Below are 22347 nucleotides of genomic sequence, written 5' to 3' on the forward strand. Positions count from 1 at the left end.
GCTGTTGCAAAATCGCTTTTGCTTGCGAGAGCTTTTCTTTCCGCATTGCTTCAGGTTTAAGCTGGCGTTGACTCATGCAATAACCCCTCGATTATAGCCTCAATCTCTGTTTGGGAAAGGTTTACTTGATCGGTGAGATTGCCAATATATTCCGGCGCTGCCCGGCTCGGATAAGAGAAGGCGCGCAGATCGGCAGCATTGACTTGAGTGTGACCGCTGAAGGCCCGGAACGCACGATCAGCCCACGTCGAGTTCAGGAAGATCGTGAGCCCTTTGGCAAGCGCAAGTTCGATCCCGCGACCGTTGGCGTGAATATATGATTTTCAAACCCTACGCTCTCGGCAGGTATGCGCCAAGGCTCATAAAGAGCCACAACCAAGCGACGCCGTTCCTCTTTGGCCGTAAATCGCTTGACGACCACATATACTGCCGAGGGGATCAACAGGTTGGCTGTTTCGGCGCAACGCTGGATTACTTGCGGTTTGCGCATGCTTACGTTTGGCCATTGGATTACGCCATAGTGCAGGTTGGGCGGGTAAATTAACGGAACGGTTGCTTCACCCGGCTCAGCGCGTAACCATGGCCGGGCCCGAAAGTCAACCACTCTGCCGGTTGATACCGCTAGACCAAGGTCAGCCAGCGTAGCTGGTAGTCGTTGGCACTGTCCTTGCGCGCGCAGGATATCTTCGTGTTCTGGGATGTGAATCCAGCGATCGGCGCCAGTGGCGCAAATAACCGTATCACTGGGCAATGCTTGCTCGTACAGCGGGTGGCCGGCGAGTCCATTGCTCCGCGACACCCAGATCGTGGCGCGCGGTTGGGCAGATTTGACCGCGTGCATGATGACGGTTTCTTGCAGCACATCGTCGTGACGAAAGACGGTGGCGCGTGAAACAAACGTATGGAGGCGCTGGAGCGTCATCGAGGTCAGCAACTCTGTGCGAAACGGTCGAAAATATGGGCTGTTGCAGAAGCTGCGCGGGGTGATTGATACAAGCTGGCCGTTGGGAGCAAGCAACCGCATAATCAAGGCAAGAAAACCCGCGTAAAGGTTACTGGTTTCGATACCGGCTGAACGCAAAAGCAGGCGGTGGGTTGAGTCGCTGCGGATTTTGCGATAGGGAGGATTGGCCAGCGCAACGTTGAATGGCGGCAGGGCAGCGGCGAAGAGTTCACGGCGTACAATCTGCACTGCCGCGCTGATAAAGTCGGTATGCTGGACATCAGCCGTAAATTGTACATCCGCCGCCTTGCACATACGTTGGCATTCCGCCATACATTGAGCGAGCGGTTGCGCTAAGGCGGGATCGATCTCAAAGGCAGTTACATGAATCCGGCGAGTTGGGCCACGTTTGTGGCACACCCTGCGCACCAGCGCTGCGGTTAAGGCGCCGCTGCCCGCGCCGGCATCAAGCAAGGAGATCGTTTCCGGCAATGGCATCGATCCACGCTGCCATCAGATTGGCAATATGGGGCGGCGTGAAGAACTGCCCCAAGGCAGCCCTGTGTGCTTGATCGGTTGTGAGGTTGAGGTTGGCGCGATTGGGCATAGGTCTCCCGTAGTTATCACGTGGATCGCTGTATGGTATCACAGATCACGATGCCCGCCCAATGATCCGCCGCGCGAGCGCCACCTCTTCCGCGCCAATGGTGCCAAGCAGCCATAGTGCAACGCCGTACACCGGCGGGCCGATCAGGGTCGCGCACAGGCTGCCGATCCATCCCGGCAACCAGAGGATGGCCGGCAGCATCGCGGCGGCCATGGCGAGGCTAGCCAACGCCGGTTGCCACATCAGCTTCAGGATGCCCGGCGGTAGGCCCTCTTGATGCAGCACGGGCCGGAAGACAGCGTACAGCACAACTTCCGAGGCAATGGTGATGATCGCCGCCGCTAGTAAGGCATCTGCTGGTTGGCCTAGCCGGATGGCGAGCGGGATCGCGATCAGGTTGGCGGTCAGGTTGAAGACCGCACCGGCGACGAAGGCGCGGGTGATGGCGGTTTGCTGTTCGATGGCGATCAAGACGTATTGCAAGAGGCCGTTGGCAAACGAGAGCGGCAGGAACCACGCTAGCACCGCGAGCACCGTCACCGACGGCAGGTATTCGGCAAAGCGGCGGCGGGCGAAGATCCAGACCAGATCATCGGCCAGCAGGGTCATACCCATCGCCAGCGGGAAGGCGATCAAGAGCAGCAGGCGCAGGGTGCGTTGTTGGGCGTTGGCCAGTTCACTGCGCGCGCCGCCGGCTCGCCGCGCCAAGAGCGGGAACACAGCGAAGGTGATGGCCGGCGGCAGCACCAGCGCGATGTTGAGCAATTGGTAGGGCAGGACGTATTGTTGCGCCAGCAGATCGGCGTTGCTGCCGCCAAAAGCGCGTACGATGAAGAGGTCGAAGCGAAAGAAGATCACGCTGAGCAGGTTATTCAGCATCAACGGCAGCGCCTGTGGCACAAGGGCGCGGATCGCGGCGGCATCGAAGCTGAGGGTGGGGGCGAAGAAGGCTCGCACTTGCAACCCGAAAAAGATCACGGCGGTGATCGAGCTAACCAACACCGCTGCCCATGCCAACCCGATCACGCCCCATCCCAGCGCGAGCACGGCAATGCGGGCCAGAAAGCTGAGCAGCGCCGTCAACACTTCTACCGCCGCCGGCACTTCCATACGTTCGGCAGCATTGTAGAGCGCCGTCACTGCGCCGCTATACGCGCTCGGCACGAGAGTCAGCAGCAAAATCCAGATCGCCAATTGGCCTTCGGCGGTGAGCGGCTCGCTCAACCCAACTGCGCCGATCAGGTTGTAGCTAGCGATGACTAGCCATGCCACCGGCGCAGCCGCGGCGATAATCAAAATGAGGCGTAGCGTCAGGGTAACACCGAACAACCGGCGGGCAGCATCAAGTTGGCGGGCAACTTCACGGGTCAGCAAGACGCCAAGCCCGAATTCGGTGAACGTAGCGAGGTATTGCGCTACCAGCAGCGCGGCTGTGTTATACGCTCCCAGCGCCGCTGGATCGAGCGCGCCGACCAGCAAAAAAAGGATAACCGTATCCAACCCGCGCACAAACATGCGCAAGCCAAACGTGACGGCGCTGTTTTTGAAGATGCGGCGGGCCGCATTGGCCGGATCGTCGCGGTAAAACCGCTGCCAGAGGAATGCGCCGGCGCAGAGCAGCGCAAGAGCCGCGCCGATGAGAAGTAACACTAAGCCGAGACGGTCGTTCATGGCGGTTGCGTGGTTATTGTGACTCGGCGACCATCACTGATCAGATGAATCGCACCGTCGAGTTTGGGATGGTACAGGTGTGGCGCTAGTTGCCGCCGTTCATAGAAGCTGGCTAACGCTGGATCATCGGCCTCAAAGCCGGCGCTGAAGGCAACAGCGCGAATGTGCAGATCGCGCAATGCCGGTGTCGTGATCGGGCGTTGCCACGGATAGATGAGCAGATCAATCGTGTGTCCGGCCAGTGCGGCGAGGGCCGCATCGCCGGCGCTACCGCCGTTGTGGATGAGCACACGGGTTGCGCGGTATTCAATCAGCAACACTGCGCCGCCGTCATCGCCATCATTCGTCGCCAACACGCGCAAGCGCGCTCCACCGAGATTGATCTGTTGCCCGGCTTGCAACTGGCGCACCGGCGTTGCCATACCTTCCATCAGATCGCGCCATTCTCCCTTGGGTAGTGTTTGCGCCAGCGCCAGCGCGGGCCGGTATCGCCGCAACGCCCCCAACTGGCCGGGCAGATTGTGCTCAACAGCGCGGGTCAGCACTATGGCCGCCAGATGGCGTTGCCAAAACGGCAGATATGTCCCCAAAGCGACCGCTAGATCAGTCGGGTCGCGCCCGCCGTCAATCAACGTAAACGAACCGGCGGGCGATTGGATGAGGATCGCATCGCCGGCAGTCGGGAGCAGGATGACATGCAATTTGCCGTCGGGACGCTGGAGCCACGCGATGGTGATGAGCGCCCCGATCAGGATGGCGATGAAAAACGCGCGCTGTCGCATCCGGTCGTTCCAATCCACTACGGGAAGGCAACGTGATCATCTCATCATGAATACCGCGCGACAGCGGCAAACGATGCGCATGATATTGTTACGCTAACGCAATTACTTCAATTTCGATCCGGGCATCGCGGGGCAAGCGGGCCACTTGCACGGTGGAACGGGCCGGCGGCGCGTCGCTGAAATGCTCGGCGTATGCGGCATTCATTGCGGCAAAATCGTTCAGATCGGCCAGAAAGACGGTCGTTTTTACGATTCGGTTCAGCGAGCTACCCGCCTCTTGCAAAATAGCGGCAATATTTGCAAAGATTTGCCGGGTCATGGCGCCGATGTCGTCCGTAATCATCTCGTTGGTGGCCGGATTGATCGGCAACTGTCCGGACACAAAAATCAAGTTACCCGCCCGGATAGCCTGCGAATACGGCCCAATCGCTGCCGGAGCAGCTTCGGTAGCGATACGGATGCGATCCATTGTCAATATCCTCTCTGTTGGCAATGATTTTGCCACGCCAATCTTACCGTAACAGCCAGAATCCCACCATCACAAAAAGCTGCCAGATCGCCGGCAGCAGACCACCCAGAATCACCTGCGCGCCTTCCCACTTGTATACATCCACCCAGAGCGCCGCTGTCACCCAGTAGGCAATCGCGAGGGAAGCAAGCCAGAGGATGGCAGCTAGCCATGGCAGATTGATGATGAGGCAAATCAGGGCCAGTAGCAACGGCAAGAGGCGCGGCATCTGCACCAGCGGGTAGAACGTGAAAATATGCGCCTGCTCTTGGTCGTTGTCAAGCGCACCGTGAATAATCAATGAAATCAGCACGACAAGCGGCCATTCGAGTAAGCCGGCTAGCCCAAAGCCAACCCCGCCCAAGATAATGCCTAAATCTGGCCAGCGATCGCCGTCAATCAAGGCAAGAATGGCAAACATCAACCCAAGCGGCAACGATACAACGAGCATCGTCCTTACAGATTGCCACAGCAGATGGGTTGTGGTTGCGCCGGTTGCGGCCAATTCTGCTTTCAGCGCGACGATAGTCGCCACCGGCTGGCCAATCAGTTGCAGATTGGGCATAAACGCGGCTGGCTGGAAGCGGGGCGCATCGTTGATCGACGGCAGATGGCTCAACCGTTCTGCACAGCGTTCAATCAGCTCTGGCCAGTTCTTCATCGTGCCGATCAAGATCACACCCGGCGTCCATTGCCCCGTCACTACCAAGCCGCACAGCCGGCTGAGCCACGGCAGCGCTGGTGATTTAACAAAGGCGATGCTGCGGCCAAAGCCGAGATCAATCACCTGAAACGCGCTGATGCTCGCCCATGGAAGAGTGCGCGCGAATGTCAGTGGGTGGGGGAGAAAGCGGACGATCATCCCGTTTTGACCAGCAATGGCTGACGAGGGAATAGCGATCAGCAGCGCGAAGGCTAGAGCAATGACGAGCGCTAGCAGCAGATGGGCGGCGATCAGCAGCCATACTGGGGCCGGTAGATCAGGCCGTCCAGAAAAGCCGAAGAAAGGTGTACTAGCGCCTTGATAGGCATTGAAGATCGCGCGATAGACTGGATCTTGGCTGACCCACAGCAGCGCAGGGTTGCTGCGTAGCTCTGGAACCATGAGTGTGAGCGCTCGATCCCAATAACTGCGATAGTGCAGCAGGCCAAAGATGAGCACAAGCGCCATCACGCTAAGGTGAGCGATCCTGATCAATGACCATGTGGGGAGCGTGGCCGTCACGTCTGGCGCGGTCGTTGGCGGCAAGATCGCATTGGCAGCCGGCGATGCGGTTGTAGCGCCGCGCAAGAATAGGCCAAACAATGGTGAACGGCGTTGTTCGTCGACCAGCACCGGCTGCGCTCCTTCAACGCTGCGGATCGCGCGGCTGTTTTCGTGCGAGATCGTATTGAGCAAATGGTCAAACTCATCGATCGATGACGACACGAGAAAAGCTGGCTGGATGGTGGTGCCGTATAACAAGCCATATACACGATGCCAGCCGGTCAGACGCTTGGCTTGTTTTGCGGGGATCACCAGCAACACAAAGCGCTGGCCGGCCTCATCGCCCGTGACGTGGATCTGTTGCACGTCTTCCCATGCCACCGGCAGCCAGCCGCCGGCAAACTCGACGAGCAGGCCGCGGGCACTCGTTCGGATAGCCGGTAGTGCGTTGAGGAGGATTAACGCGATAAACAAGCCAACTGCGGCCCACAGCAGCATCCCTAGCGCTTCTGGGAACCATAAGCTCAGATCGCGCGGAAGGGGAGAAAGTCCATCGTAGAGCGGGCGTAGCCAAGGTGTGCGGCGCAACCAAGGCGCGAGGGGTTCGCTGGCTGCGACGACTCCGCGCAGAATCTGGTACGCAGCAATGAGGAGGCTCGCGATCACCAGCAGATTACCGATGGTGGCGAGCCACCATCGCCGCCGCCATGGGTAACGATAGACTTTTTCCACGATCGAGACGCTCATGACGATTCAGGTTCCGTTTACGCGCTATCGAGCTGGCGTACCCGCAATTCGGCAGTGTCGAGCAATTGTTGGCACGCTGCAGCGAGCTCAGCGCCGCGTTCGTAAAGGTGCAACGCTTCGGCAAGCGATAACTCGCCGCGCTCGAGCCTTTCTACCACTGCCTGTAACTCGGCCAGCAATGTCTCGTATTGTTCAACGGCAGTTGGTTCACTCATGGGCGTCCTCTACAACGACAAGCAGCCTACCGGCGCGTAGCGTGAGTTGGAGCTGTTCACCCGCTTGCACCTGTGCCGGATCGGTAACAACTTGCCCGCCAGCGCATTGCGCGATGGCGTAGCCGCGGGCCAGCGTCGCTTGCGGGCTGAGGGTGCTGAGCCGGGCTTGCAAGCCTTGCAGGCGGGTTTGGGCGAGGGCCAGCCACCGCTCGAACGCACGGCTAGCCCGGCGATCAAACTCATCAACCGTCTGGCGGGCTGCATCAAGGCGGCGGTGGGGATGGTTGCGGCGGAGCAAAGCCACTTGTTGGTCAACTGCGCGGCGCTGCTCCTCGATGCGCGCCATGATTGCGTCAGCGGCGTGGTCACGCAATTCAGCGACACGTTGGCGAAGATCGACGACGGCTGGCGCGGCCAATTCGGCAGCGGCGGAAGGGGTGGGAGCTCGCAGATCGGCCACTGCATCCACCAAGGTGGTATCGGTCTCGTGGCCAACGCCGGTGATAATCGGCACCGGGCTAGCGGCGACTGCCCGCACTACCTGTTCATCATTGAATGCCGCCAGATCCTCGCTGGCGCCGCCGCCGCGAGCTACGATCACGAGATCGACCGGCTCGGCATAGACGCGACGGAGTGCGGCCACAATGCTAGCCGGGGCCAGTTCACCTTGAACCAGACACGGTGATAAGACGATTTCGGCGAGCGGGTAGCGGCGGCGGAAAATGGTCAGCATATCTTGCAGCGCCGCCGCTTGGAGCGAGGTAACGATCCCGATCCGGCGCGGCAGGGGCGGCAACGGTCGCTTGCGGCGTTCATCGAACAACCCTTCAGCTTCGAGACGGGCGCGCAGTTGTTCGAGTTGCGCGTTGAGCAAGCCTTCCCCTGCCAGCACGATCTGATCGACGACGAACTGCACTTCGCCACGGGCTTCGTAGAAGCCAACCCGGCCATGGGCAAGCACTGCCTCGCCGTTGGCCGGCAGCTTCGCCAGCCGTTCGGCGGCACTGCGCCAGAGCACGGCGCGAATGCTCGCTTGCTCATCTTTCAGGGTAAAGTAGCAATGCCCTGAAGGGTAGCGGCGGAATTCCACGACTTCAGCTAGCAGCCAGAGGTCGAAGAACAAACCCTCGCCTTCCAGATGAGCGCGCAGAGCGCTATTTAAGTCAGAGACCGAAAAAGCGCGCATCAAAGCGGTTCAATCACCATCAGCGGCTGGCCGTACTCAACCGGTTGCCCATTCTTGACCAGAATGCGCGCCACCCGTCCGGCGACGTCACTCTCGATCTCGTTCATCATCTTCATCGCTTCAACAATGCCGACGGTATCGCCGACCCGCACCTCATCGCCTTCCTGCACGAACGGCTTGTCTTTCGGCGAGGGCGCCGCGTAGAAAGTGCCGACCATCGGGGCGGTAATCGTATGGCCAGCCGGCATTTCGACTGGCGGCCCTTCTGGCGTTGGCGGCGGTTGGACGAAAGGCGTCACTGGGGTGGTCGGCAGGGGTGCGTTGATCGGTGCGCTGAGCGGTGCGGCGGGCAGCGGAGCAGAATAGATCACGCCGCTAGGGGTGGGCTGGCCGCGTTTGACGTGTAACTTGGCATTGCCGCGCTCGATCGTGATTTCGTAGACATCGCTCTCCTCGAGCATGTGCAACAGATCGCGCACAGCCGCCAAACCGAACGGATCATTCTGATCAATTGGCATGTCGATGGTTTCGTCCTTCATAGCTCCCCACAGCATAGTCTCGGCGAAACTACCCTATTGTAGCACAAGAGTCAAATCTCTTCGATGTGGCATATTCCGGGTTCTTGCCTTACAATGCAAATGAGCAATCATTACGCTTGGTAGTGAAATCTTCACCAACAAGCGTAAACAAGATTGTTATGCTAGGCGCGAGAAACGGTCGAGGGAAAGGATGTTTGATATGCGCAATGTAGGCACGCTAGATCGCGATATTCGTCTCGTATTGACGATGGTTTTCGGTCTTATTTCGCTCTTTGGCCAGCTCTTCTGGTTGCAGGTCATTACTGGTTTTCTTGCGCTGATTATGTTTGCGACGGCGGCGTATGCGGTATGCCCATTATATTGGGTCTTTGGCATTAATACCTGCAAACGCACGCGTGAACGGAAACAGACGCGCTAAGCAACAGACTCCGCGAATCATGCATTGCTTCTATGGAGTGCGGCAGTTTAACTACCGCACTCCATACGATTCCCACGTAATACCATGCAAACGTTCGTTCACGCGCTGCCTATCCATACCGGCGCGCGACCGCATCGACCTGCCCGCCGTAGCCTTCGCCAAACAGGTTCAGGTGGTTGAGCAGGTGGTAAAGGTTGTAGAGGTCGCGCCGGTCACGGTAGCCGGGGGCGAGCGGCCATGCCGCTTGATACGCGGCGTAGAAGCGAGGCGAGAAGCCGCCGAAGAGTTCGGTAAAGGCCAATTCAGCCTCGCGGTCGCTGTGCGAAATGGCGGGGTCGATCAAAGCTGGCGCACCGCCGGGGCCAGCGATCACATTGCCGCTCCACAGATCGCCATGGATGAGCGAGGGAACGCGCGGCACACCGCTCAGCCACTCGTCAAGCCGGCTCACAACCCGTTCCAGCATCTGCCGGCGGCGCGCCGGCAAAAGACCGTTGCGGGCAGCCAGCTCGATCTGCGGCAAGAGGCGTCGCTCGCGGAAAAAGGCGATCCAGTCCTCCATCCAGCCATTGGTTTGCGGAGTGCCGCCGATGAAGTTGTCGCACTCAAGGCCATACGCAGCGCCAGTGTGGCGGTGCAGTGCAGCGAGCTGTTCGCCGAGTTGGGCCGGATCGGGGGGGCGACCATCGCCTGCAATCCATTCACTGAGCACGATGGCGGGTTGGTCGCCGTTGGCCGCGCACGCGAAGATGACAGTAGGCACGCGGATGGCGTTGGCGGCGGCGAGTGTGCGCAGGCCATGGGCTTCGGCGGCGACCATCGCCGCTGGCGCGCCGCTAGCGGCCCACTTGAGCGCAAAGCGCTGCCCGCCGATGGTGATGCGGGCAAGGCGCGCGCCAAAGCTGCCGCTGAGGTGATCGATCTGCTCGATCGGGCGGCCCAGCGCAGTGGTGATCAGGTTGGCGACGGCTGTTGGCAAAGTCATCGGTTTGGTGCAGTAGACACGAGCGTTGCCGGAATCATACGCTGGGTGCGCCGGAGAGTCAATGAGGAGAAGACAGGGGATGGGAGCTAGTACGGGCAGGTTTCAAACCCGCCCGTACCACGTGCCGTTCATTCACCGGATGCGCTGGCCGGTGTACGGATCGTACTTCCATTCGCCGGTGGGGGCTTGGGCCGGCGGGGTAGGCTGGGCCAATTCCTCTTTCGGCATAATGATCCAGAGCACAATGTAGATCAGCGGGCTGAGACCGCTGAGCACCGCTAATATGAATACCAGCCGGACAATCGTGCTGTCGATGCCGAAGTAGCGGGCGAGGCCGCCGCACACGCCGCCAATCATGCTATCGGTGGCGCTGCGCGTTAAGCGAGTGGTTGTCATAGCTCTTCTCCTTTGCCATCTTGTTCGCTGTGCGATACCTGCTGGTATGACGTTGCCAGCGCGACGTTGTTGCAACCGCCTCCACAATTTGCTCGCCGCCAGTTCATAATTTATTCAAAGTCTGATGCTAGATTACATCTGACTCCGGATTAGCCGGTCTACTTCGCAGCACAACAACACAACGGAGGAGATGCGATGAAACGAACGCTGTTCAGTGGTCTCGCCGGCGCAGTATTGGCATTGGCTCTGCTGTGGAGCCAGCCGGCCCTAGTGAGCGCGGCGCAAGCAGTGGCGCCCAATACGACACCAGTCGAGCTAGCATACGGGAGAGGCGGCGGTGGTTGGCGCGGCGCGGGAGCAGTTACCATTGGGCAATTGATCAAGGCACTGCAAAATCTGACCGGTCTTGATGCCGCGACCATTCGCGCCGAGTTGCAGAATGGTCGTAGCTTGGCCCAGATCGCCGCTGCTCACGGCAGCAGCGGTGATGCGTTAGTGAAGGCGGTGGTGGATGCGGCCAAGACACGGCTCGATCAGGCGGTGAGCAAGGGGCGCATGACGCAGGCCGAGGCCGATCAGATGCTGGCTACCATTCGCGAGCGGGCGACAACTTTGGTCAATGATACTACCGTCGGTGCGCAGTTGGCCGATCGGGCGGCTAAAGCAGCCGAGCGCAGCACGCTGGGGTGGCTGATTCAAGCGGCAGCCGATCAGACTGGGCTCGATGTAGCGACCATCCGCTCACGGTTGCGCAACGGGGAAACGCTGCGCGCGATTGTGACCTCTGCTGGGGGCGATCCGCAAAAGGTGATCGACGCTGCGGTGAATGCCTTCCGCCAAGCGGCGACCGCTGCGATGCAATAAGGTGGCGGTTCCTTCCTTCGCATGCCGCTATCCCACAGGTTGCACCTGCGGGATAGCGGCATGTTGTCTGGCATCTCCGATTGTCAGTGCGAGCCGCGCGGAGCGCGATGAAGCAAGCTCCTGCGCGGGCGGGAGCAATCCGCTCAGGCATCGCTGGCGCCGAAGGGGGAGATTGCTTCGGGGGCTGCGCCCCCTCGCCATGACCGGCGGAGAGCGAGCTGCCGCTCCCTCGCCATGACCGGTGGGTGAGCGAGCTGCGCTCGCATTTACTCGCCAAACGCTTCCCTGACCAAACGCGGCAACACCTTGCCGGCTTTGCCGTTGATGGTGAAGAGCGGCGGGCGAGCGGCAGTGGTTTGTTCAAGATTGAGGATGAGCACGGTTGCGCCACGACCAAGCGCTACTCGCGGCAGTGACGCTGCCGGCTCGACGACGCCTGATGTTCCAATTGACATAAAAACATTGCAATCGAGCGCAGCCTGCCACGACGTTTCTAGCGCCCGCCGCGGCAACATTTCGCCAAACCAAACCACATCAGGTCGTAGCATCGCGTCGCAATTCGGGCAGCGCGGCAATTCCTCGTCGTAATTCCATGTGTGATGCACCGAGCCGTCGGCCATACAACGGGCGCGGTGCAGGCTGCCGTGCAGTTCGGTAACGTGGGGGCTGCCGGCCCGTTGATGGAGACCGTCGATATTCTGGGTCATCAGAGTCAATGTTGGCACGTACTTGGTCAATTCCGCCAAGGCATAGTGGGCCGGATTGGGCTGGGCAGCGCAGGCTTTCACTCGCCGTTCGGCATACCAACGCCAGACTAAGGCCGGGTTGCGGGCAAAGCCAGCGGGTGAAGCGAGTTCTTCGGGATCGAAGTGTGACCAAAGGCCGGTTTGAGCATCGCGAAAGGTGGGAATGCCACTCTCGGCAGAGATGCCGGCCCCAGTAAGCACGGCCACGTGGCGGGCCGTGCGCAAGTGTGCGACAAAAGCGGCGATCACGGCGTCAAGATCGGTCATCGCTATCCCTCCCTGTCATGCGACGGCATCAATCTGGAACGCAGCACGAGCTGAAGATTTCCGCGCTCTCGGTTTGGCTCCGCTCAGCCATCGGATTGGTTGCTCTCATTGCCTTGCCCCGCTTTCGCGTAAGAGAAGGCGGGGCAGCATTCCCGCATGATTCAGCGATGTTTGTCTCGCACAGAGCATACCTACAGCGGCGCAGCGGCCACACTATCCGGCAGGTTTAAACGCCAGTTCAAACCGGCAGGCCCGTTGCTGGTTGAAGGTCACGTGCCAGACGCCGCAGGTGGGGGCAGGGTTGCCGCCTTGGTAGACGTGGCCGCGCAGATCGATTTGATCGTGGCTGATCTCAAGCAAAAATGCCCGGATCGGCGAGCCATGGGTCACGATGCCGACCCGTTGGTAGGGCGAATCGGCTAGTCCGGCCAGCAACTCGCGCACCCGCGCGCGCACGTGGTCGAACGACTCGCTGGGTGCATGCTCTTGGACGAGCGTCGTGAACGTAACCGGCAAACCGAGCGCATCGACCAGCACCTCAGCCGTTTGGGTGGTGCGGGCAAACGGTGAGGCAAAGAGCAGCTCAACGCCCTTATCAGCCAAAAATGCGGCGACCTGCCGCGCTTCGGCGCGGCCACGTTCGGACAGATCAGGCCCCGGTGGCAACTGGTAGGGGATGGCCGGATTATGCACCGGTTGCCCATGACGAATAAGAAACAGATCTGAAAGCACTGGTAATCCTTGCACCTTGATGTAGCAGTGATGATCGAGTATCATCGTAGGTAGTGTACCATAGCTTATTGACGGGCTGAATTGCAACATATACAATTGATGCGGCGTCGCATCAGCGAGATGAGCGACTGTTTCGTGGCGACAGACAGACAAAGGATGCATCAATGCGGCTGATCCTCTATCTTGGCAAGGGTGGCGTCGGCAAGACCACGACCTCGGCGGCGACGGCGGTGCGGGCGGCCGAGTTGGGTTATCGTACGCTGGTGGTGAGTACCGATGTGGCCCACAGTCTCGCCGATGCCCTTGATACCCCGCTGGGGTCACTGCCGACCCAGATTGGCGAACGGTTATGGGGCCAAGAGATTAATGTGCTCGATGAAGTGCGCCAGCATTGGGGTGAATTGCGCGTCTATTTGAGCAATCTGTTGCGCCGGCGCGGGGTTGACGAAGTTGCTGCCGAAGAATTGGCGATCATTCCCGGCATGGACGAAGTGGTGAGCTTGCTTCATATCCGCCGGCAAGCCCGCGATGGCGACTTTGACGTCGTGATTGTTGATGCAGCGCCAACCGGGGAAACGGTGCGCTTGCTGACCATGCCAGAGACCTTTCAGTGGTATGCGGCGCGGGTGATGGACTGGGAACCGACCACCTTGAAAGTGGCCCGCCCGCTGGTCAAACAATTGGTGCCGGCGACTGATGTCTTTGCAAAACTTGAGCGGTTGACGAAGGGGGTGGAAGCGTTGCGGGCAACGCTGACCGATCCGCAGGTCAGCTCGTACCGGCTTGTCGTCAACCCGGAACGGATGGTGATCAAAGAGGCGCAGCGCGCTTCGACCTATCTGGCTCTGTTTGGGTATCCGGTTGATGGCGTTGTGCTCAACCGGGTATTGCCGGTCGATCAGGTTGAAGGCACGTTTATGCAAGAGCTGGCTCGCATCCAGCAGGGCTATCGCCAGATGGTCTATGACCTCTTCCGCCCGCTGCCGATCTGGGAAAGCCCCTATTATGCGCGTGATTTGGCCGGGATCAAAGATCTGTCAATGGTTGGGCGGCAATTGTTTGGCGATGATGATCCGGTGAAAGTGCATTTCATTGGCAAAACGCAAGAGATTGTCAAGCAAGGCGACGAATACGTCTTGCGCTTGCCATTGCCGCACGTCGAGATCGGCAAAGTTTCGATGACCAAACGCGGCGATGAGTTGTTTATCGAAATCGGCAACTTCCGCCGTGACATGCTCTTGCCCGCCACTCTTGCCGAGCGACCGGCGCGGCGGGCGTATTTCCGCAATGGGGTGCTCGAGGTCTTCTTTGGCCCGCCAGCGGCATTGCCGCTGACGACCGACGAGGAAGAGGAGCCGGCCACCTCATGACCAGCGAGATGCGGGTTGCTATTCTCGGGGTGCCAATCGATCTCGGTGCGGGGCGGCGCGGCGTGGATATGGGGCCGAGCGCGATACGCTATGCCGGTCTCAGTCGTCGGTTGCAAGACCTTGGCCATCAGGTGGTTGATTTCGGTAATTTGACTACGCCAATGGTCGAGACAACGCCGCTGCCGCCGCCAGACTCGCGGCTGCGATACCTCGAACCAATCGCCGAAGTGTGCCAGCGCCTCGCCGAGTTGGTGGCAGACATTGCTGCGCAAGCGATGCTGCCGCTGATTCTCGGCGGCGATCATAGCCTTGCGATCGGATCGGCTAGCGGCAGCGCGCGCGGTCGCCGGCTTGGCTTAATCTGGATCGACGCGCACGCCGATTTTAATGACGAAACTACGACCCCTAGCGGTAATATCCACGGGATGCCGTTGGCCGTTTTGACCGGCCGCGGCCCCCCCCTTTTGGCCGGATTAGCCGGGAAGACGCCGGCATTCGTTCCGGCGCGAGTGGTGCTGATCGCGGTACGCGATCTCGATCCGCTTGAGCGGGAAGCGTTACGCACGTCCGCCATCACCGTCTTTACCATGCACGAGATCGACCGGCGCGGGATGGCGGCGGTGATGGAGCAGGCGTTAACGATTGCGACCAGAGGCACCGACGGCTTTCACCTCAGCTTTGACCTCGATGTGGTTGATCCCCGTGAAGCTCCCGGCGTCGGCACGCCGGTCAGCGGCGGCATCTCGGCGCGGGAAGCGCATCTGGCGATGGAGCTGATCGCCGAGAGCGGCGCGTTACGGAGCCTCGATATCGTTGAAGTAAATCCCATCCTCGATGAGCGCAATGCCACTGCCGAGCTGGCCGTCGAATTGGCGTTGTCGGCGTTGGGCAAACGGATTTTGTGAACGGATGCTGAATTATCCCGCGCCTAATTCGTTTCTTGTGTTATAATTGCGCATACAACGAAATAGTGGCATTGCGCGTTTTCGAGGTGGCACTATGTATGATCGGCGGGTCAGCGGCATTCTGTTGCATCCCTCGGCGTTGCCGGGCGCTAGCGGGATTGGCGATATTGGCGATACAGCGTACCGTTTTGTAGACTGGTTGGTGACGGCGAAGCAGCGGCGGTGGCAGATTATGCCGCTCGGCCCGACGAGTTACGGCGATTCGCCGTATGCCGGCCTCTCGGCGCTGGCCGGTAATCCCTTGCTAATTTCACTGGAACAGCTCGTGCGGCTAGGTTGGCTCGATGAGGGGGCGTTGCACGACGCGCCGGGCGCGTACAGCGACTGGATCGACTATGGCGCGGTCATTCCATGGAAGCTGGCCCGGCTCGAATGGGCTTTTGCCCGCTTTACCGCGCAGGCTGACAGCCAACAACGCGCCGCTTTTGAACAGTTCTGCGCCGAACAGCAGGCGTGGCTCGACACCTTTGCCCTCTTTGCCGCGCTGAAAGAGGCCTATCACGGCGAGCCATGGAACCGTTGGGAGACAGGGCTGGCCCGGCGCGAACCGGCGGCGATCGCGACGGCGCGCCGGCAATTGGCTGACCGGATCCGGTTCCAGCAGTTCTTGCAGTGGGTCTTCTTTACCCAATGGACGGCGTTACGCCACTACGCCAACGAACGCGGCGTGCAGATTATCGGCGACCTGCCGATCTTTGTCGCCTATGACAGCGCCGATGTCTGGGCTAACCCTGAGATCTTCCACCTCGATGCTGACGGCAACCCCACGGTAGTCGCCGGAGTGCCGCCGGACTACTTCAGCCCAACTGGTCAGCGCTGGGGTAACCCGCTCTACCGCTGGGATGTGCTGGCCCAACGCGGCTACGATTGGTGGATCGAGCGCTTCCGACTGCTGTTCCGCCTTGTGGATATTGTGCGAATCGACCACTTCCGCGGTTTTGCCGCCTACTGGGAAGTGCCGGCGCAGGCCGCCACCGCCATGGAAGGCTGTTGGGTTCCCGGCCCCGGCACGGCGCTGTTTGCGGCGGTGCGCGCGCAGTTGGGGCCAGTGCCAATCATTGCCGAGGACTTGGGTCTAATCACGCCGGATGTGGACGAGCTGCGCCGGCAACTCGGCTTTCCGGGGATGGCGGTGTTGCAGTTTGCGTGGGGCGGCGATGCGACCAGCAACTATTTGCCGCACAACTACACTCGCGATCTGGTGGTCTATACCGGTACGCACGACAACGACACCACAGTGGGATGGTGGTCAACCCTCGATGAGCATACTCGTCAGCATGTGCGCAACTACCTCGGTGCGCGCGACGAGACGATTGCGTGGGATTTCATCCGGGCGGCGTTGATGTCGGTCGCCGACACGGCGATCATCCCGATGCAAGATGTGTTGGGGTTAGGGTCGTGGGCGCGACTGAATTTGCCGGGGAGAGCCGAAGGCAATTGGGCATGGCGGATGCGGCCAGAGCAACTTAACGTCGATCACGCCCACCATCTGGACTATCTGACGGCGCTGTACGGGCGCGAGCCGCTGGCGGAGAAGGAGCCGGCGACGTATCAGCAAGCGTAAGGGCGGGTTTCAAACCCGCCCTCACAGATGTCTGTACACCTATTTGCGTCTCAATCCAGATACCCATACAGCCGGTGCCCGACGCTGGGATGGCGCAAGCGGCGAAGGGCCTCAGCCTCGATCTGGCGGGTGCGTTCGCGCGTGATGCCAAAGGTAGCGCCAACCTCTTCGAGGGTACGGCGCTGGCCATCGAGCAAACCGTAGCGCAACTGCAAAATCTTGCGCTCGCGTTCGGGCAACTCGTTTAGCGCCGCCGTAATCTCGGCCTGCAACATATTCTGCTCGGCAATCTCCATCGGCGACGCCGCCGTCTCGTCGGCCAGCGTCTCGCTCACGCGGCCCTCTTGCTCGTTGTTGAGCGGCTGCTCAAGCGAGATCGGCTGGGTTGAAGCGCGCAACAGGCGCTTTACCTTACGCAGACTCATATTGAGGGCATGAGCAAGCTCTTCGGCGGTCGGCTCGCGCTCAAGCTCCTGCTCAAGCCGGTAGATGGCGCGGCGCAAATGCACGATCGACTCGCTCAGATGGACCGGCAACCGGATGAGGCGGCTCTGCTCGGCGATGGCGCGCGTCACCGCTTGCCGGATCCACCACGTGGCGTAGGTGCTAAAACGGTTGCCTTTGGTGTAGTCAAACTTCTCGACGGCGCGCATCAGGCCGATATTGCCCTCTTGCACCAGATCCATAAAGGCCATCGGGCTGCCAATATATTTCTTCGCCACGCTAACGACCAGCCGCAGATTAGCCTGAATCAACCGGCGGCGCGCCTCCTCGCCGCGGGCTACTTCCATCTCTAGCCGCATCCGCTCGCGGTTATTGGCGTACTGCTCGTGTTGTAACCGCAGGCGCGCCTCTTTACCGCGACTGTACTGCCGGGCCAGCTCGATCTCTTCTTCGGCGGTTAAGAGCGGTACCTGACCAATCTCTTGCAGATAGAGCTGCACCGAATCCTCGACCGCCTCAAAATCGCTCTCATCGCTAAGGTCTGCGACTGGCTCGATCATCTCCTCGTCTTCCACGACGAGTTCTACATCGCCATCCCACTCAGCATCGAGTTCGGCGGCCTCAGCGGACTCTTCCGGTTCGATTTCACTGTCGGCTGGGTGATTCTGAGGGAAGGCTTTCACGGCAGTACTCCTTGTTTCCGGCTGGCAGCGACAGCGCGGATGCTAACCCTTTGAGGGGCGTCGATTATTCTCTGTCTAGATATACGCCGCCTCAAAGATTTCGGATGTGTATATTTTCGGTCTTTGCACAGGTTTTGTCAAGACCCTGAAAAGACTAATTTTGCGCCAATTTATGGGCGTGAGCATCGATGGTCTGGCCGGTTTGGCTACGCGGGGGCAGGGCCGCGAGTTCAACCACTGCTGGCCCGATTTCGTCAGGGCTCAGCAAGCCGGTGCGAACTTCAGGGACGGTGGTGCGCACCATCTGGGTATCGGCAAAGCCGCCGGGGTGAACGAGATTGACATTGATGCCAAAGCGCCGGAGGTCTTTCGCCATCACCCGCGCCAAGCCGTCAACGCCGGTTTTGGCGGCATAGTAAGCGGCGAAGCCGGGCACGGCGATGCGGTCGAGCGGCGCGCCGACGATGATGATATTGCCGCCGCCGGCTTCGATCATGTCGGGGATGACAATCCGGGCACTGAGAAACACCCCTTTGAGCAACGTATCAACCACCGCATCCCACTGCGCTTCGCTGGTTTCGTAGATGGGTGCGCGCAGGCCAATGCCGGCGGCAGCGACCAAGATCCGGATCGGGCCGAAGCGGGTGCGGGCTTGAGCGACGGCGTGTTCGAGTTGGTTACTCTCGCGCACATCGGCGGTGAGGGCCAAGCCCTCCCTCCCGCTCTCTTCAATCAGCCAGACCGTTTCGGCAACTTCATCGGCGCTGCGGGCCAGCACCGAAACCGTTGCACCGGCCTTCGCCAGCGCGAGCGCGCTGGCCCGTCCCAATCCGCGACCGCCGCCGGTGACTAACGCATGCATTCCGGTGAGAGTCATGGTAGTACTCCTATTAAAGCTTTGCAAACCTTTTGCAAACCTATCATGGTTATACCACACTTCACCTAGTTGCCGCGAGCAAGATAGGCTGGAAATCCTCACGCATGCTGGTCGTAGGCTGGGTTATAATGCAGAGGTGTCTCCCGCACTTACCTGATCGCTTCCTATGTCCAACGAGAGCCATACAATGCTAGATGCGTTACCGTTGCCTACCGCGTATGCGCCGGCGGACGGGCCGTTACAGTGTAATCGTCTGTGGTTAGAGTTAAGCGAACCGGGTGATCTGCCACATGATCTGATCGCCGCTTGCGCCGGCGTCTTGGCGTGGGACGCGCCTGATCAGGCTGCGGCCCGATTGTGGCTGGCAACGCTTACGCCGGATGATCCACCGTTGCAGTTGGCCGCGCCGCTGCGCCGCGATCGGTCGCGGCACGCGCAGGTAGCGATCCGGCGTAGCGCAACGGCGTTAACGGCCCAAGTGGTTGAGGTCACGGCATTGTTGACGGCGCAGCGCGCTGCCGAGCAGCGGTTAGAAGCAATCTTAAGCGCGCTCGATAGCCTTGAAGAGGGCTTTCTCTTGCTCGATGCCGAGGATCGGATTGTCTTCTGCAACCGGCGCTACCGCGAACTCTACGCGATCAGCGCCGATCTGATCACGTCGGGCCGTCCGTTTGCCGAGTTTATCCAGCTGGGAGCCGAACGAGGCCAATACGCGAACGCGATTGGGCGGGTTGACGAATGGGTGGCTGAGCGGCTGCGATTGCACGCCGAACTGGCGCCGATTGAACAGCACCTTGCCGATGGCAGGTGGATCCGGATTGTCGAGCGGCGCACGGCTGATGGCGGCGCAGTAGGCTTGCGGATCGACATTACCGACATCAAGCAAGCGGAAGAGCTGCGCCGGCAGTTGGCGATTCGCGAAGAGGTGATCGCGGCGCAAGCGGCGTTGTTAGCCGAGCTTTCAACGCCGCTGCTGGAAGTGGCGCCACGGGTGTTGCTGGCGCCGATGGTAGGAGCCTTTGACAGCGTGCGGGTGGCGATGCTGATTGAAGCATTGCTGCACGCGGTGCAGCAGCGGCAAGTGCGCGTGGTCGTGCTTGACGTAACCGGAGTGCCGGTGATTGACACACAGGTAGCGCATGCCATCTTGCAATGCGCCACCTCGGTGCGCTTGCTGGGAGCGCAATTGGTAATGACCGGCATTCGTCCTGATGTCGCGCAGACATTGGTTGCGTTAGGAGTTGATCTGAGCAACATCATTACCCGCGCCGATCTGCGTGACGGCGTGCGCTATGCGTTGCGGCAGGAATAGCGGCGAAGCTGGCTCACACCGTGCGCTCGATCACGAAGCGGGCAATATCGATCAGCGCCTGCCGGGCCGGGCTGTCGGGGAAGATAGCGAGGTGAGCAATCGCCTGCTCGATATAGCGTTCAGCCTCGGTTTGGGCGGCGGCAACGCCGCCAACAGCGATCACCTCGCGGATAACGTCAGCCACCAGCGCATCGTCCGGCGGTGTCTGGGCAAGCACCTCGCGCAGCAACGGGCTTGGCGAAGCAGCAGTAGCATAAATGAGCGGGAGGGTAATCGTGCCTTGGCGCAAATCATTGCCGGCTGGCTTGCCGAGCGTCCGCTCATCGCCGATAAAATCAAGCACGTCATCGACAATCTGGAACGCCATGCCGAGATCATAGCCATAACGGCCAAGAGCCGCGATCTGCTCATCGCTGCCGCTGCCAGCCACCATGCCGGCCTTGCAAGCCGCTTCAAACAGCACCGCCGTCTTGGCGCCGGTCTTATACAGATACTGGCGCAAGGCGCGGTCGAACGGCTCGGCAACCGTTACTGGGCTCAACTCACCCTCGCAAATGGTTTGCACCGCTTCGGCGTAAAAGGTGATAATGCGCGGATCAGGGCTAAGTGCCATCTCGGCGGCGGCGAGGGCAAAGAAGTAGTCGCCGACCATCAACGCCACGTCGTTATCCCAGCGGGCATGGACGGTGATTTGGCCACGGCGGCGGTTGGCCTGATCGACCAAATCGTCATGCACGAGCGAAGCGGCGTGGATCAATTCAGCCGCAGCAGCCGGGTGCAAGACGCGGTCGAGTTGATAGTGACCAAGGCGGGCGGCTAAGACGGTCAGCGCCGCGCGCATCCGCTTGCCGCCAGAACGCACCGTGTGCGCGCCGGCAGCGCTAATCACCGCCACCCGCGAATGGGTGCGCTCAAGCAGCCGCTGCTCAATCGCGCCAAGATCGGCCAAAATATTGGCGCGGTGAAAGATGCCAGCCAACCCGCCAGCAGTTTGCGGCGGCAACTCACCGGCGCTGTGGTGGCTATGTGTTGTTGGTATGCGAGCCTCGGGCAACGAAACCGATCCCGACGGATTAAGTTGCGGTTGGTAGCCGGCCATGCGGCTGTTCCTTCCTAGGATCGCCGAGCCGGTCTGGCGCCGGAGGCGACGACGATCCGGCGATTGTGGCACGCCTTGCCAGAGAGACAGGTGATATATCATCACCTTGTGATATTCGCCACAACCTGAACTATAACATATTCAGTACGGCTGTCAAACACATGGATCAATTCAATATAACTGTACCATATCTAGGGTGAAAATGCACGGGTGATGAGCGGTAAGGCGCTGTTTTCCGAAAAGCGTTTGCGCCGTGTATAATGGTTGGGTGGAGTCTTCGCGTATCACCGGATTGCGAGGCATCCAATTCGGGGTGGTGAGCGTATATCTTATAAGGGGTTGGCTGTGGCCCAACCGCACGATGCGGCCCGTTTGGCCCGGTTGAGCGATGAAGCATTAATGGAATTAGTCGCGGCTGGCGATAGCGCAGCGTTAGCGCAGCTCTATGATCGGCACTCGCGGGTAGTGTACGGTCTCGCGCTGAGGATGCTCAGTGCGGCTGAGCCAGCGGAAGAGGTTGTGCAAGAGACATTCTGGCGGATTTGGAAGCGCTCGGCGACCTTTCAGGCTCATAGCGCCTTTTTACCGTGGATGTTCGGGATTACGCGCAATCTCTGCATTGACGAATTACGGCGCCGGCGGACGCGGCCAAGGGCGGCTGGCAATGACGACGATCTGCTGTCATCATTGCCCGATCAGCAGCAGAATGTTGAACAAGCGACGATTGAAACCGAACGGCGCCGGTTGATCACCGATGCGTTAGCCGATTTGCCAGCCGATCAGCGCGAAGTGATCGAACTGGCGTACTTCGGCGGGCTATCGCAGCGCGAGATCGCCGATCAACTTCAAAGCCCGCTGGGAACGATCAAAACCCGGATCCAGCTGGGATTACAGAAATTGAAGCAAGCATTGCTTCACTACGGCATAGACCCGAACGATCACTAGAAAAGTAGCCGGCAATGCACGACTCTGATCGCGAAAACGAACAATCACTGCTCGCTGCCGCGGCGTTAGGCAGCCTTGACCCGGCCGATCTAGCGGCGCTCGAGCAGCTTCTAAACACGTCACCCACTGCGCGCGCCGAGTTGCAACAGTTGCGCGAAACGGTCGCCCTGTTGCCGTACGCGGCAGCGCCGGCTACGCCGCCAGCCCATGTGCGCGCGCGGCTGATGGAGCGGATCGCTGCCGATCCAGCGCAGCGCGCGCCGGTTGCCCGCCCT

General features: G+C 60.2%; 22 protein-coding genes and 1 pseudogene. 8 read left to right on the forward strand and 15 right to left on the reverse strand.

Annotated features, from left to right (window positions below):
* Positions 1-253: 253 nt before the first annotated feature.
* The 8 genes from U9R81_RS04165 to accB form a co-directional block, all read right to left on the reverse strand.
* Entirely contained in the window at positions 254-1441 is a 1188-nt protein-coding gene (locus U9R81_RS04165) for an Eco57I restriction-modification methylase domain-containing protein (RefSeq protein ID WP_322494261.1), read from the reverse strand.
* A gap of 154 nt (positions 1442-1595) precedes the next feature.
* A complete protein-coding gene (locus U9R81_RS04170) occupies positions 1596-3221 on the reverse strand; it encodes a flippase (protein ID WP_322494262.1) in 1626 nt (541 codons plus the stop codon).
* Positions 3218-4003 carry a hypothetical protein gene (locus U9R81_RS04175; RefSeq protein ID WP_322494263.1) on the reverse strand — a complete coding sequence of 262 codons (786 nt, stop codon included), beginning with the start codon at positions 4001-4003 and terminating at the stop codon, positions 3218-3220. The genes U9R81_RS04170 and U9R81_RS04175 overlap by 4 nt, the downstream gene beginning before the upstream one ends.
* An 88-nt stretch (positions 4004-4091) precedes the next feature.
* Positions 4092-4472 (reverse strand): RidA family protein, encoded by a 381-nt coding sequence (locus U9R81_RS04180; RefSeq protein WP_322494264.1) that lies wholly within the window; start codon positions 4470-4472, stop codon positions 4092-4094.
* A gap of 43 nt (positions 4473-4515) precedes the next feature.
* On the reverse strand, positions 4516-6465 hold the full coding sequence (locus tag U9R81_RS04185; protein ID WP_322494265.1) for a hypothetical protein: 1950 nt from the start codon (positions 6463-6465) through the stop codon (positions 4516-4518).
* 17 nt (positions 6466-6482) lie between these two features.
* The gene (gene xseB / locus U9R81_RS04190) at positions 6483-6680 is read right to left on the reverse strand and encodes an exodeoxyribonuclease VII small subunit (protein WP_322488542.1); all 198 of its coding nucleotides are present in this window, start codon (positions 6678-6680) and stop codon (positions 6483-6485) included.
* Positions 6673-7866, reverse strand: coding sequence for an exodeoxyribonuclease VII large subunit (gene xseA, locus U9R81_RS04195; protein WP_322494266.1), 1194 nt, complete (start codon positions 7864-7866; stop codon positions 6673-6675). Before xseA ends, xseB begins: the two co-directional genes overlap by 8 nt.
* Positions 7866-8405: an acetyl-CoA carboxylase biotin carboxyl carrier protein gene (gene accB, locus U9R81_RS04200; protein WP_322494267.1), complete on the reverse strand. Its 540-nt coding sequence runs from the start codon at positions 8403-8405 to the stop codon at positions 7866-7868. Before accB ends, xseA begins: the two co-directional genes overlap by 1 nt.
* A gap of 199 nt (positions 8406-8604) precedes the next feature.
* Between accB and U9R81_RS04205 the strand changes: the two genes are divergently transcribed.
* A complete protein-coding gene (locus U9R81_RS04205; RefSeq protein ID WP_322494268.1) occupies positions 8605-8823 on the forward strand; it encodes a DUF2892 domain-containing protein in 219 nt (72 codons plus the stop codon).
* A gap of 109 nt (positions 8824-8932) precedes the next feature.
* Here the strand turns inward: U9R81_RS04205 and U9R81_RS04210 are convergent, their stop codons facing one another.
* Entirely contained in the window at positions 8933-9808 is an 876-nt protein-coding gene (locus U9R81_RS04210) for a fructosamine kinase family protein (RefSeq protein ID WP_322494269.1), read from the reverse strand.
* 132 nt (positions 9809-9940) lie between these two features.
* A complete protein-coding gene (locus U9R81_RS04215; protein ID WP_322494270.1) occupies positions 9941-10204 on the reverse strand; it encodes a PspC domain-containing protein in 264 nt (87 codons plus the stop codon).
* 195 nt (positions 10205-10399) lie between these two features.
* Between U9R81_RS04215 and U9R81_RS04220 the strand changes: the two genes are divergently transcribed.
* Positions 10400-11068, forward strand: a complete 669-nt coding sequence (locus U9R81_RS04220; protein ID WP_322494271.1) for a hypothetical protein — start codon at positions 10400-10402, stop codon at positions 11066-11068.
* A 266-nt stretch (positions 11069-11334) separates the two neighbouring features.
* Here the strand turns inward: U9R81_RS04220 and U9R81_RS04225 are convergent, their stop codons facing one another.
* Entirely contained in the window at positions 11335-12081 is a 747-nt protein-coding gene (locus tag U9R81_RS04225; RefSeq protein ID WP_322494272.1) for an NAD-dependent deacylase, read from the reverse strand.
* Positions 12082-12294: 213 nt separating this feature from the next.
* The gene (locus tag U9R81_RS04230; protein ID WP_322494273.1) at positions 12295-12813 is read right to left on the reverse strand and encodes a histidine phosphatase family protein; all 519 of its coding nucleotides are present in this window, start codon (positions 12811-12813) and stop codon (positions 12295-12297) included.
* A 164-nt stretch (positions 12814-12977) separates the two neighbouring features.
* Here U9R81_RS04230 and U9R81_RS04235 point away from each other — a divergent pair, with 164 nt between their 5' ends.
* The 3 genes from U9R81_RS04235 to malQ all read left to right on the forward strand — a co-directional run bounded on the left by U9R81_RS04235 (position 12978) and on the right by malQ (position 16712).
* Positions 12978-14183, forward strand: coding sequence for an ArsA family ATPase (locus U9R81_RS04235; RefSeq protein WP_322494274.1), 1206 nt, complete (start codon positions 12978-12980; stop codon positions 14181-14183).
* Complete coding sequence (rocF, locus tag U9R81_RS04240; protein WP_322494275.1) at positions 14180-15088, forward strand: arginase; 909 nt, start codon at positions 14180-14182, stop codon at positions 15086-15088. The genes U9R81_RS04235 and rocF overlap by 4 nt, the downstream gene beginning before the upstream one ends.
* Before the next feature lie 94 nt (positions 15089-15182).
* Entirely contained in the window at positions 15183-16712 is a 1530-nt protein-coding gene (gene malQ / locus U9R81_RS04245) for a 4-alpha-glucanotransferase (protein ID WP_322494276.1), read from the forward strand.
* A gap of 50 nt (positions 16713-16762) precedes the next feature.
* Here malQ and U9R81_RS04250 read toward each other — a convergent pair whose 3' ends face one another.
* The gene (locus U9R81_RS04250) at positions 16763-17839 is read right to left on the reverse strand and encodes a sigma-70 family RNA polymerase sigma factor (RefSeq protein WP_322494277.1); all 1077 of its coding nucleotides are present in this window, start codon (positions 17837-17839) and stop codon (positions 16763-16765) included.
* 154 nt (positions 17840-17993) lie between these two features.
* A complete protein-coding gene (locus U9R81_RS04255) occupies positions 17994-18716 on the reverse strand; it encodes an SDR family NAD(P)-dependent oxidoreductase (RefSeq protein ID WP_322494278.1) in 723 nt (240 codons plus the stop codon).
* Positions 18717-18903: 187 nt separating this feature from the next.
* Here U9R81_RS04255 and U9R81_RS04260 point away from each other — a divergent pair, with 187 nt between their 5' ends.
* Positions 18904-20028, forward strand: coding sequence for a PAS-domain containing protein (locus U9R81_RS04260; RefSeq protein ID WP_322494279.1), 1125 nt, complete (start codon positions 18904-18906; stop codon positions 20026-20028).
* Between the two features lie 13 nt (positions 20029-20041).
* Here U9R81_RS04260 and U9R81_RS04265 read toward each other — a convergent pair whose 3' ends face one another.
* Entirely contained in the window at positions 20042-21127 is a 1086-nt protein-coding gene (locus tag U9R81_RS04265; protein WP_322494280.1) for a polyprenyl synthetase family protein, read from the reverse strand.
* Between the two features lie 345 nt (positions 21128-21472).
* Here U9R81_RS04265 and U9R81_RS04270 point away from each other — a divergent pair, with 345 nt between their 5' ends.
* Entirely contained in the window at positions 21473-22072 is a 600-nt protein-coding gene (locus U9R81_RS04270) for an RNA polymerase sigma factor (protein ID WP_322494281.1), read from the forward strand.
* Positions 22073-22086: 14 nt separating this feature from the next.
* A pseudogene (locus U9R81_RS04275) lies at positions 22087-22347 on the forward strand (anti-sigma factor); the annotation flags it as partial.

The organism is Chloroflexus sp., from assembly GCF_034435895.1.
GTDB lineage: Bacteria > Chloroflexota > Chloroflexia > Chloroflexales > Chloroflexaceae > Chloroflexus.

Bases quoted from the DNA above. Each gene is read 5' to 3' on its own strand.
- U9R81_RS04165 (WP_322494261.1), bottom strand. From the start codon at position 1,441: ATGCCATTGCCGGAAACGATCTCCTTGCTTGATGCCGGCGCGGGCAGC.
- U9R81_RS04170 (WP_322494262.1), bottom strand. From the start codon at position 3,221: ATGAACGACCGTCTCGGCTTAGTGTTACTTCTCATCGGCGCGGCTCTT.
- U9R81_RS04175 (WP_322494263.1), bottom strand. From the start codon at position 4,003: ATGCGACAGCGCGCGTTTTTCATCGCCATCCTGATCGGGGCGCTCATC.
- U9R81_RS04180 (WP_322494264.1), bottom strand. From the start codon at position 4,472: ATGGATCGCATCCGTATCGCTACCGAAGCTGCTCCGGCAGCGATTGGG.
- U9R81_RS04185 (WP_322494265.1), bottom strand. From the start codon at position 6,465: ATGAGCGTCTCGATCGTGGAAAAAGTCTATCGTTACCCATGGCGGCGG.
- xseB (WP_322488542.1), bottom strand. From the start codon at position 6,680: ATGAGTGAACCAACTGCCGTTGAACAATACGAGACATTGCTGGCCGAG.
- xseA (WP_322494266.1), bottom strand. From the start codon at position 7,866: ATGCGCGCTTTTTCGGTCTCTGACTTAAATAGCGCTCTGCGCGCTCAT.
- accB (WP_322494267.1), bottom strand. From the start codon at position 8,405: ATGAAGGACGAAACCATCGACATGCCAATTGATCAGAATGATCCGTTC.
- U9R81_RS04205 (WP_322494268.1), top strand. From the start codon at position 8,605: ATGCGCAATGTAGGCACGCTAGATCGCGATATTCGTCTCGTATTGACG.
- U9R81_RS04210 (WP_322494269.1), bottom strand. From the start codon at position 9,808: ATGACTTTGCCAACAGCCGTCGCCAACCTGATCACCACTGCGCTGGGC.
- U9R81_RS04215 (WP_322494270.1), bottom strand. From the start codon at position 10,204: ATGACAACCACTCGCTTAACGCGCAGCGCCACCGATAGCATGATTGGC.
- U9R81_RS04220 (WP_322494271.1), top strand. From the start codon at position 10,400: ATGAAACGAACGCTGTTCAGTGGTCTCGCCGGCGCAGTATTGGCATTG.
- U9R81_RS04225 (WP_322494272.1), bottom strand. From the start codon at position 12,081: ATGACCGATCTTGACGCCGTGATCGCCGCTTTTGTCGCACACTTGCGC.
- U9R81_RS04235 (WP_322494274.1), top strand. From the start codon at position 12,978: ATGCGGCTGATCCTCTATCTTGGCAAGGGTGGCGTCGGCAAGACCACG.
- rocF (WP_322494275.1), top strand. From the start codon at position 14,180: ATGACCAGCGAGATGCGGGTTGCTATTCTCGGGGTGCCAATCGATCTC.
- malQ (WP_322494276.1), top strand. From the start codon at position 15,183: ATGTATGATCGGCGGGTCAGCGGCATTCTGTTGCATCCCTCGGCGTTG.
- U9R81_RS04255 (WP_322494278.1), bottom strand. From the start codon at position 18,716: ATGACTCTCACCGGAATGCATGCGTTAGTCACCGGCGGCGGTCGCGGA.
- U9R81_RS04260 (WP_322494279.1), top strand. From the start codon at position 18,904: ATGCTAGATGCGTTACCGTTGCCTACCGCGTATGCGCCGGCGGACGGG.
- U9R81_RS04265 (WP_322494280.1), bottom strand. From the start codon at position 21,127: ATGGCCGGCTACCAACCGCAACTTAATCCGTCGGGATCGGTTTCGTTG.